The 9,759-nt window shown below is 57.7% G+C and carries 8 protein-coding genes; 2 read left to right on the top strand and 6 right to left on the bottom strand.

The genetic code is table 11. The annotated features are described in order from the left end of the window. Positions 1-157 precede the first annotated feature (157 nt). Positions 158-1,180 carry an LLM class flavin-dependent oxidoreductase gene (locus AC1DZU_RS33555; RefSeq protein ID WP_477291489.1) on the bottom strand — a complete coding sequence of 341 codons (1,023 nt, stop codon included), beginning with the start codon at positions 1,178-1,180 and terminating at the stop codon, positions 158-160. A 118-nt stretch (positions 1,181-1,298) separates the two neighbouring features. After that, positions 1,299-2,411 carry a histidinol-phosphate transaminase gene (gene hisC / locus AC1DZU_RS33560; protein WP_477291491.1) on the bottom strand — a complete coding sequence of 371 codons (1,113 nt, stop codon included), beginning with the start codon at positions 2,409-2,411 and terminating at the stop codon, positions 1,299-1,301. Positions 2,412-3,786: 1,375 nt separating this feature from the next. Between hisC and AC1DZU_RS33565 the strand changes: the two genes are divergently transcribed. After that, complete coding sequence (locus AC1DZU_RS33565; RefSeq protein WP_477291493.1) at positions 3,787-4,281, top strand: hypothetical protein; 495 nt, start codon at positions 3,787-3,789, stop codon at positions 4,279-4,281. A gap of 83 nt (positions 4,282-4,364) precedes the next feature. Next, positions 4,365-5,018, top strand: a complete 654-nt coding sequence (locus AC1DZU_RS33570; protein WP_477291495.1) for a DUF4145 domain-containing protein — start codon at positions 4,365-4,367, stop codon at positions 5,016-5,018. 353 nt (positions 5,019-5,371) lie between these two features. On the opposite strand, the gene AC1DZU_RS33575 is transcribed toward AC1DZU_RS33570, so the two are convergent. The 4 genes from AC1DZU_RS33575 to AC1DZU_RS33590 form a co-directional block, all read right to left on the bottom strand. Next, positions 5,372-5,755, bottom strand: a complete 384-nt coding sequence (locus AC1DZU_RS33575; protein ID WP_477291497.1) for a DUF6119 family protein — start codon at positions 5,753-5,755, stop codon at positions 5,372-5,374. Then, on the bottom strand, positions 5,706-5,987 hold the full coding sequence (locus AC1DZU_RS33580) for a TIGR04141 family sporadically distributed protein (RefSeq protein ID WP_477291499.1): 282 nt from the start codon (positions 5,985-5,987) through the stop codon (positions 5,706-5,708). Before AC1DZU_RS33580 ends, AC1DZU_RS33575 begins: the two co-directional genes overlap by 50 nt. Positions 5,988-6,209: 222 nt before the next feature. Beyond that, a complete protein-coding gene (locus tag AC1DZU_RS33585) occupies positions 6,210-8,411 on the bottom strand; it encodes a xanthine dehydrogenase family protein molybdopterin-binding subunit (RefSeq protein WP_477291501.1) in 2,202 nt (733 codons plus the stop codon). Positions 8,412-8,414: 3 nt separating this feature from the next. Further along, positions 8,415-8,873: a (2Fe-2S)-binding protein gene (locus AC1DZU_RS33590; RefSeq protein WP_477291503.1), complete on the bottom strand. Its 459-nt coding sequence runs from the start codon at positions 8,871-8,873 to the stop codon at positions 8,415-8,417. Positions 8,874-9,759: the final 886 nt, after the last annotated feature.

A 9,759-nucleotide genomic window follows, 5' to 3' on the forward strand; every position in this document is an offset into this window, starting at 1 on the left:
CACGGTCGCTTTCGCCCATGAACAACACGCCGCTTTGAGGAGGAGCCGCATGCCTCTGTGCCAACAGGTTGATGGGTCATCCGAAACCCGCACCTAGTCATCGCTAGCGACGCGTGCCGCTTGGCACGTTGTTGGGTGAGCGAACGTTCGAACCGGGTTAGCCAACTCGAGCCATAATTGCGGATTGAATCGCCGTTGCGGTATATAGGGAAGCATCTAACGACAGATTCCCAAACGCCGGTTGACAAAGGAGGTAGTTTGCACCTGCCGCTTCCAGCTGATCAAGAAGAGCTTGTCCCGCAGAAGCTGCCGTTCCTACTACGCACAATTCCTTCTCGATTGCTGCATCGAAGGTCAGCGGCAGGTTTGGTGGAGTCGGCATGCCATTGAGATCATAAAGGAATTTAAAGCTCTTTAGCCACCGTTCGTAAGCAGGTGCGGCGAGTGAACGTGCATCTGTTTCAGAACGCCCAATCACGACCATTCGGAGCAATCCAAGAAATGGCGTTTGGTCGTCCGCCTCACTGGTGTGCTCTCGACGGAAGGCATCAGTGATTCTTCGAACGGAAGAGGAAGGTCCCACGCACGCGATGTTCACGCCATTCGCAGCGGCCCAGACTGCCGATTCCGGTCGATTGGTGGCGATCCAAGTCGGCGGATGTGGACGCTGATGAGTTCTTAGCGTCAGCGGAACGCTGTTCAACTCAAAATGGCGACCTTGATAGGATAGCGTGCCGCCCTTCAGCGCATTGAGAAGAATTTCGCTGGCTTCCGCATAGTGGTTTGGCGCCGCGTCCGAGCCAATCCCGAAGTAACCCAATTCGATCGGGAGCGAGCCGCGCCCTATCCCAAGTTCGAGCCTGCCACCGCTCAATTGGTCCAGCATACAGATCTCTTCGAACGCACGTAGCGGATGATAGAGGGCAAGCAGCATTACCAATGGGCCGACACGAAGGCGCCGGGTTCGCTGGGCTACGCTCGACAAGAACAGATTCGGTGAGGGACCTCTCCCATGTGGGGTACAATGGTGCTCTGCGAGATGATATGCATAGAACCCAAGGTGATCGCACGCCTCCGCTAACATCAGGCGATCTTCGTACTGTCGGGCGATATCGGGTCCGTCCTCGTCCAGATGATCGAAGATGCCGACAGCTAGGCCTGAAGGAAAGGCCTTATCCATGATATTGTCTCCATTTTTGACGCAACTAGTCCGGTTGCTTGCGTATTCCAAGCAATTTAAAGATTTCTCGCTCGTGTAATCGCTCGGATTATTGCCTGCGAAATGCTAAAGCAGAGCCTTAGCTATGCGGGGGTGTTGACATATTCAATATTCTGCTAATACGACTAGCGGCACGAAGAAACGCATCCATTTGCTCTTTTGTACCGATGCTGACGCGGATGTAATTTTCCAAACCTTTATCTGGAAAGACGGCGACAAGTATTTTTTGCCTTGCGAAGGCTGATTGCCACCATGAGCCGTCCTGTCCCGTTGGCACGCGGGCAAGCAAGAAGTTTGCGTGGGAAGGGATTACGGAAAATCCAAGTTGCGACAGCGCGAGCGTCACTCGCCGTCGTTCATGCCTGATGTGTCTGTGGTTGTCTGCATAGGCGGCGCGGTGCGCAAGGACGCTGATACCAACCGCCTGCCCGATCACATTCATGTTGAAGACGTTCTGGATGTTGCGTAGCCTGCCGATAATTTCAGGATGACCGAAACCGAAACCGACGCGAACGCCGGCGGTAGCATAGCTTTTCGAAAGTGTTCTCAAGACCAGAAGGTTCGAATAGCGATTGATGAGGCGCAGACCATTCTCGGGTGCAAAGTCGACGTAGGCCTCATCCAGCACGATCAAGCGGTCCGATTTCGCTACCAGGCGTTCGATATCGGCCACCGGAACGAACGTTCCAGTCGGATTGTTCGGATTGGCTAGCAGAATGAACTTGGCGTCCTTTGCAGGACCGAAGAGCAATTGCTTCATCGGCAAGGAATGATCTTCGCTAAATTCGATTTCGACAAATTGAGCACCCTGCAACGTTGCAAGTTTGCGGTTGAACGAAAAGCCTGGCGACATCATCGCCACGCTATCCCCCGGGGTAAGGAATGCTCTGTAGACAAGTCCAAGCAGTTCAGACGATCCGTTGCCGGCGATCACCTGATCCATGGAGACGCTGTAGGCATCCGCGGCTGCTTCCCTCAAGCTGATGTTATCGTCTTCTGGATATAGATACTGCCGTTCGAGAGCTGCAATCGCACTTTGCATTATGATTGCCGGAAGCGGGAAGGGGTTCTCATTAGTGTCTAGTTTTATCCAATTTGAATCCGGCGCTGGTCTACCAGATGGCAGAGCATCTAGCTGTCTCGCCACTTGCGAAAGAGACGCAAGCACACTCTGCAGTTTTGCATCGGACATGTTTTTCTCCGTTTGAGTGGGAGGGAATCCGGGATGAACAGTTGGTCGATAGCGCATGGCCGACCGACGATGCGTTTGCAACCGCACGTTGATTCACGAGACCGGAATGGGGCAGGAGAGTCAATCGAGCTTTTCTTTCATTTGCGAAAGGAAACTCGGCCCACATGATAGAATTCTATCAGCGCCATATCTCCGGCGGCAGGAGAAATGTCTGCCCCGGCGCTAACTCGTTCGGGCCTTTTTTGATCGACAGCGACGTTCGCGGAGATCGAGCCGGTCGTGCCATCGGCTAAGATGGGCGAGACCGCGCACCTCATTACTGCGATCGTCTCAGCGTCAGGAGTTCTGGCCGACCTTCGAGGAGCATCTCGCCCGGCTGCCGCCCAGAATGGCACCTTCCTGTGAGGACCATACGCGGCGACCGGATCCTCAGGCATTAAGACTCACAGAGGCTGTCGCACGCCGTGCTACCGAAGATTGTTTCCTAAATGGTGGAGAGTGCCCGTGCGGCTTTAGAGGTTGAGTCCCGATGGACATGAAAGAACTCAGAGGTAGACGCCCCGATAACGTTGGCACTGTCAGACAGGTCCGGGCGACCGCCGTAGCCACCAAGCGCAAAGGCCTCAATGACTACCTGTTCTATGGCGTCATGGCTTGCTCGTTTTCGGGACCATCGGATTTCTTGGTAAAATCATGTAAGGGCTGGCGGGCACGCCCGAAACGCCTTCGGTGGTCGCGCTCGACAAGACGGCTTCTGTTCCCGCGCCAGCAGAAACGGCATTCGATGGTGGACTCCTCAAGGAGCCTTCCAAGATCGATCGGCCTAGCGAACCGCAGGCCACCCACACGGTTCAGAAAATCACATACTAGACTAGGTCAAGGGCGTCGTGAACGTATTGCACTCGCGTTATCGCGATGCCAGCGGCATGTGGTTCACCGATGCCAAGTACGATTGCAACCAGGGCACGCCTTTCCCCTTGCCGGTGGTGAGGCTTGCGAGGCCCTGGCAATGCGCAGCGCTGATTACAGATGGGTTACCTTGTGGATGGATCTTCGGCGACACAGGTAGCGCGGTTTGCGTGCTCGAAAGCCGGGCTGAACTGCACGTATCGAGTTGACGTGGTCGTATGCCGCCGACAGCTTGCAGGGTCCCAACCAGTAGCCTAGCGGTCAGGTAGGAAGTACATTGCTCATTCGCGAATCGTCGCGACGGAGAGCACTCCCATGTCAGCTGGTAAAACCCAGCCGGTCCATCCAATCAGCCAGAAACCAGTCCACATCGAAGACAAAGGCCTGAGCAGCGCGAACCTGCAAACAGCCTTGCAGCAACAGCCGGCGTCTACGGCCACAAGCCAACAGACGAAGAAGTGACTAAGTGCGGATTTGGTGGACAGAGGTTGTTCCCACAGTAGCCCTGTTGATTTCGGCGGGCGCGTTGATTTTCAATGCGCTCAACGTTCGGTCGTCGGCCAAATCCAAGGATTTGGAGTGGCTGTTCCGCTATCTTGCGGACATGCGTGGTATGGAAGCAAGGCTTCTATCCAGTGCCACCGAAAGTGAACGACGGAGTACCTTTGTCGAGTTCGCCAACTTTCTTGAAGTGTGCTGCTACGCCCACAACAAGATCCTATTTCCGAAACTTACCAAGGCCATGGTCACTGACAATTTGGTGAACTCAATTGCGATCATTGAGAATTCGACCTATGCCGCTTCCTTTGAACGATTGCTTACGTCAACGCAGACGTTCGACAGCCTAGCCACGTTTAGGCGACGGCATAGTAAGCCAATTTCCCACGCTCAATTAGCAATCAAAACCGCCAAGCCTGCGGTCGAGGATGCCTCTTCCGAGCCGGAAGCCGAATGCCCATAGACCGCGCCCTCTGGAAGAGATCGCTCTCTAAGAACCTTGCACCAGCGTGGCCCTGCCCGTCATGTCGCGACGGAAAAATGCGCGTGAAACGCGAGACCCTACACTACGAGGAAACGGCTGAGTCGAGGCAAAAGCACTACAATGAGGATTTTCACGAGATGGAAGTCGTTTTTGCATTTTCGGCCATACTGGAGTGCACCCTTTGCAAGGAACCGGTAGCGTGTGGCGGTGATGGAGGTTACGCGCCGGATCAATATCAGGATGAGGATGGATACTTCGTGGTCGACTACAAAGAGGAATTTTATCCAAAGTTCTTCTCACAGCCCATGAAGATTTTCTCTCCGCCAACGAAATGCCCGAAGAGCGTTAAGAGAAGTATAGAGAAGTCGTTTAACGTATTTTTCTGCGATCCAGGAGCCGCTTCGAATCACGTGAGACAATCCGCAGAAGAAATATTGACAAATGCTGGCATAGCCCCAACGGATGCGAAAGGAAAATTCGTTCCACTGGGAACTCGTATCGCTTCATTCAAGGCAATCGACAAGGATAACGCCGATCGCGTCGATGCGCTAAGATGGATAGGTAATTTCGGAAGTCATCCTGAAAATATTACCATGAATGACGTATTTAACGCTTATGATATCTTGGAGGTTCTTCTTGAAGGCCTCTATGTCTGGCATCAGAAATTAGTTCGTAACTTGGTGGATAAGATCAATACGACAAAGCGCCCAAGTTGAGTAAGACCTTCAATTTAGTGGTCGCAGACGATCTCCATGAGGGCCTTGATCCAGCCTAGGAGTACATACGTCATTGGGTCCCCGGCCGACTTTCTTGCAAATGGTGTCGATAAAAAAGGCGAAGCTTACGACTTCGCCTTTTCGTCTCGCACTCAGTTCGAACCACGCGCCTCGCCAGCCCAGGCCGGGCGACATAGCATGCGCTTTCTTTCAGCCTTTTCACCCCACTGGACCCAAGTCGCGGTCTTGCCGGGGAAGGCAGGGCTGGCGCGCATGCGAGCCCATGCTATTCAGCAGCTTCGGCGTCGGGTAGCTCAGCCTCGGCGGGCTCGTCCCTTTTCTTCCTTGTCTTCTTACGGCCCTCCGCCGCCACGACCTGGTCCGCGATGAACACTCCCCGGCACGTCCATAAGCTGGAGCGTCTTCATCCCGCGCATGAGACTGATGCGGGAAAACAATGGCAGATTCAGTGACCGGCCGGCGGGTCTTTCCGGGTCACTATCCCAAATACAATGCGGTATTTCCGGTCGCGAACGCGCGACCATGCTGTCCGCGTCTCCGCCGGCGAGAGCTTCCTGTATAAGTGCTCCCAGCTTATCGACTGCCTCCGCCTCCAGGCGCATCAACTCTATGGCGTTTACGCCCTGGTTGAACAGATGGTTCAACTGGGCGGAAAGGGTCGAGACCTTACGTCGTAAAACCTGGCGACACCGTCGCGGATCGCCAGCAGATCGCACGGACCGAGGTTTGCCCGTCCGGGCTTATGTTCTTCCTGTCGAGACAGGCGATGGCCGCATGCGCCGCCGCAACAGCTTCATTGTAGGCGCCTTCGCTCAGGTGAACGTAAGGCGGAAGGTCACTGTCCTCGCAAAGCGGGTCGAGGTACGCGCTAAGGCGCGAGATGTAGCATGGTCCTTCGCAAAGGTGGAACGTTTCGCCCTGCGCGCCTCGGGTGACCTTTTGAGACATTTGCGTGCCGCATTTGCGTCTCGAAAGCGATACTTCAGTGCAAACTAATAGCACCGACGACCGTCTGCGGTCGTTCAGAACACAGGTTACCGTCTCCAAACCGGATATTGGACCGGGCAGCCCCCGGAAATTGATCGAACGGAATGATCGCCTGTCAGGAGGCGTTCAAAAGCGACCTACGACCGCGATCTTCATCGCCGCCGTTTTCATGGTCGTTCCCGGCTATGCTGACAAGTTCTTTGTGATCGGCAGCTTGCGGATCGTCTTGCCCGTCGCCGCCCGCAGCGCGTTAGCGACGGCCGGGCCGATCGGCGGCACGCCCGGCTCGCCAACGCCCGTGGGCGGCTCGTCGGACGGCACAATGTGCACCTCGACGCGCGGCATCTGCTCGATCCTGAGCGGTGTATAAGTGTCGTAGTTCTCTTGGTCTACGACACCGCCCGTCAGGGTCAGCTCCTCCTGGAGGATCGCGCCTAGCCCAAAGCCGATACCGCCCTCCATCTGAGCGCGGATCTGGTCAGGATTTATCGCGGTGCCGCAATCCACCGCGCAGACGACACGGTCGACTTTGAAATCATTTCCATCGTTGTAGGTGATCTCGGCCACCTCGGCGACATAGGTCGAGCAGCTTTCATGCAGGGCCACGCCGCGAAAACGGCCTTCCGGCAGAGCCTTGCCCCAGCCTGCCTTTTCAGCAGCCAATTTCAGCACGCCGACATGCCGTGGATGGTGACCGAGCATCGACAAGCGGAAGTCGACCGGATCACGGTTCGCAGCGGCGGCGAGCTCATCGATCAGGGTTTCCACTACGTAAGCGGTGTGGGTGGAGCCTACCGAACGCCACCACAGCACTGGGATGTTCACGTCCGTGGTGGTCAGCTCGACCTTCAGGTTCGGGATCGCATAGGGCAGGTTGGTGGCGCCCTCCACGGAGGTCGGATCGATACCGTTATCGATTATCGCCGCAAAGGGCGAGCCGCCCACGATCGATTGGCCCACGATGTGGTCATGGAGAGCGACGACATTGCCTTCCTTGCCGAGTCCCGCCTTGACTGCGTGCACATAGGCCGGCCGGTACCGCCCACCCCGCATGTCGTTCTCGCGGGTCCACTGCACCTTCACTGGCTTGCCGGGTCCGAGTGCACACGCTGTGGACACAGCTTCGATAATGAGATCTGCGTCCGAGACCGCGCGGCGGCCGAAGCTGCCGCCGGTCTTCATCACGTGCAGCCTCACCTTGTCCGGCGTGGTGCCCCCTGCCTGAGCGGCAGCCGCCTGATAAAGGTCGGGCATCTGGTGTCCGCCCCAGACGTCGATGGTGCCGTCTTCGTTGATTCGGGCGGCCGCGTTGAGCGGCTCGATCGAAGCATGGACAAGATAGGGGAATTCGTAGTGCCCTTCGATGACTTTCTCAGCACTGGCCAACGCTGCGGGAGTGTTACCGTCGTCGCGCGCGGTGGCCGCGCCCGGATCGTCTGCTGCCTTATTGTATTCGGCCATGATCTCGGCCGTGCCGCGCCTTTCGGCCTTCTCTTCGTTCCAGGTCACCTTCACGAGATCGCGGCCCTTGAGCGCCGTCCACATGTCCCTGCCGACCACGGCAATGCCGCGCGGCGTCTGGACGACATCGACGATACCGTCGAGTGCCTTGGCCTTGGAGGCGGCGAAGCTCTCGATCTCTGCGCCGAACTTCGGCGGATGGATCATAACGGCCGTATTGAGTCCATCCATCGTGAGGTCGATCGTGTGGGTCTGCGCGCCATTGGTCTTGCCGGCGGAATCGTAGCGCTTGAGGCTGTCCGATCCAATCTGGGCCCACTTGTCGCGCGGCTTTAGCGGCACGTCGTCGGGAACCGGCATTCCCGCTGCGGCTTCAGCCAGGTCACCGAAGCGCGCCTGCATCCCTGAGCCGTGCGACACGACCGCGGAAGCTACTGTGATCTCGCCGGCTGGCACGTGCCACCGCTGCGCCGCGGCCGCCACCAGCATGGCCCGTGCGGCAGCGCCCGCCTTGCGGTAGCGCTCCCACGACGATGCCATCGACGTGGAGCCACCGGTTGCCTGCGCGGCCCCGCCCAAGGCGAGATTGCCGTAGAGCGCGGTATTGCCATATCCGCCGACCACGTCGACATGTGCCCAGTCGCCGTCGAGCTCTTCCATAACCAGGGTGGCGATGCCGAAATAGGACCCTTGTCCCATCTCGAACTGCGAGGAGTGGATGACGATTCGGTTCTCCGGTGTGATCTCGACATAGGTCTGGAAGGGGTTCGCCTGGACCGTTGCAGGCGCCGTTTGTGCGTTGGCGGGCGCGGCCATCATTAGCCGGTAGCCCACGGCGAGGCCCGCGGTGGTGACGGCCGTGCCGAGGAGGAACTGGCGGCGCGTGGGCCGCTCGGCACTATGTTTCGGGAGAAATTGCAACATGGCTCAAGCCTCCAGCCGGTTGGCGGTCTCGTGGATGGCCGCGCGGATGCGATGATAGGTGGCGCAGCGGCAAAGATTGCCGCTCATCGCCGAATCAATATCATCGTCCGTCGGCTTCGGCGTCTCTGTCAGGAGGGCCACGGCCGACATGATCTGGCCAGACTGGCAATAGCCGCATTGAGGCACGTCGAACTCGGCCCAAACGGCCTGGACCGTTTCGCCGACCTTGCCCAACACGCCCTCAATGGTGGTGATCGAGGCTCCTTCGATGTCGCCGACTGCGGTCTGGCACGAGCGCGTCGGCATGCCGTTAACGTGAACCGTGCAAGCGCCGCACTGGGCAAGGCCGCAACCGAATTTCGTTCCGGTGTGTCCGATGCCGTCACGGATCGCCCAGAGCAGCGGCATCTCTGGATCGACGTCGAGTGTTCGCGCCTCGCCATTGAGGGTAAAAGCAACCATGGCTTGCTCTCCTTGTGCTGAGCTGGCTATCGCGTTGCGCCTCCGCCGGCTGGGAACCGGACTCTTCTTGCTGAGGCGTGGCGACCACAGACTAGAATCGAAGCTTGAGCAACAAGCCGCCAGCTGGCAAATTCGCGAGATCGTGAAGTGGGTCGTGTCGAAAGGCTGGAGGCAGCATGTCATTTTTTGGCGCTTTCCTGACGGGCAGCTTTTGGGCCGCTAACGTAGCGTCCGTTTTCGGATGATTGGGCTAGAACGCTGCCCTACTGTCCGGCGTAGTGTGACCGCCTTGTCCGATATACTGTGGGAAGTGCGCTGGTGTCATCTTGCGAGACTACACAGCTTGATTTCCCTCCCAGTGTCGCACTGCACTTAAATGTGAGATTGCGCCGACTTATCGCGGAGACCGGTAACGTCCCTGGGGTCAGGCGGCGCGCAGGAGAGGCGGTTTCGGGTGGTGCGAATATTATTTAGGCCGATTGCACGGTTTGGCCACGGCTCCCTCATACTCTTGAACGGTTTTCGAATACGTTGATTGTCTTCGAAGCGACAACGCCAGCGGCTCTCCGCCGCATCCGTGCGCGCGAGCTCGCCTTGTCCTGCTTTCACAGCCATCGCTACTAGGGCCATACGGCCAGCGTACGCGCCAAACATTTCCGACCGGATCCCACTTCAAGGAAAAGGGCGGCATCGCTGCCGCCCTTTCGTATGCATAGCCAGATGGCTTGGATTAGAAATCCATGCCGCCCATGCCGCCCATGCCGCCGCCGCCCATGCCGCCAGGCATGCCGCCGCCAGCCGACTCCTTCTTCGGAGCCTCCGCGATCATGGCTTCGGTGGTGACCAGCAGGCCGGCGACCGAGGCCGCGTCCTGGAGAGCCGTGCG

Source organism: Mesorhizobium sp. P2_A12, assembly GCF_056405075.1.

Excerpts from the sequence above, each read along its gene's own strand:
- AC1DZU_RS33590 (WP_477291503.1), bottom strand. The coding sequence starts at position 8,873 with ATGGTTGCTTTTACCCTCAATGGCGAGGCGCGAACACTCGACGTCGAT.
- hisC (WP_477291491.1), bottom strand. The coding sequence starts at position 2,411 with ATGTCCGATGCAAAACTGCAGAGTGTGCTTGCGTCTCTTTCGCAAGTG.
- AC1DZU_RS33585 (WP_477291501.1), bottom strand. The coding sequence starts at position 8,411 with ATGTTGCAATTTCTCCCGAAACATAGTGCCGAGCGGCCCACGCGCCGC.
- AC1DZU_RS33555 (WP_477291489.1), bottom strand. The coding sequence starts at position 1,180 with ATGGATAAGGCCTTTCCTTCAGGCCTAGCTGTCGGCATCTTCGATCAT.
- AC1DZU_RS33580 (WP_477291499.1), bottom strand. The coding sequence starts at position 5,987 with ATGTCTCAAAAGGTCACCCGAGGCGCGCAGGGCGAAACGTTCCACCTT.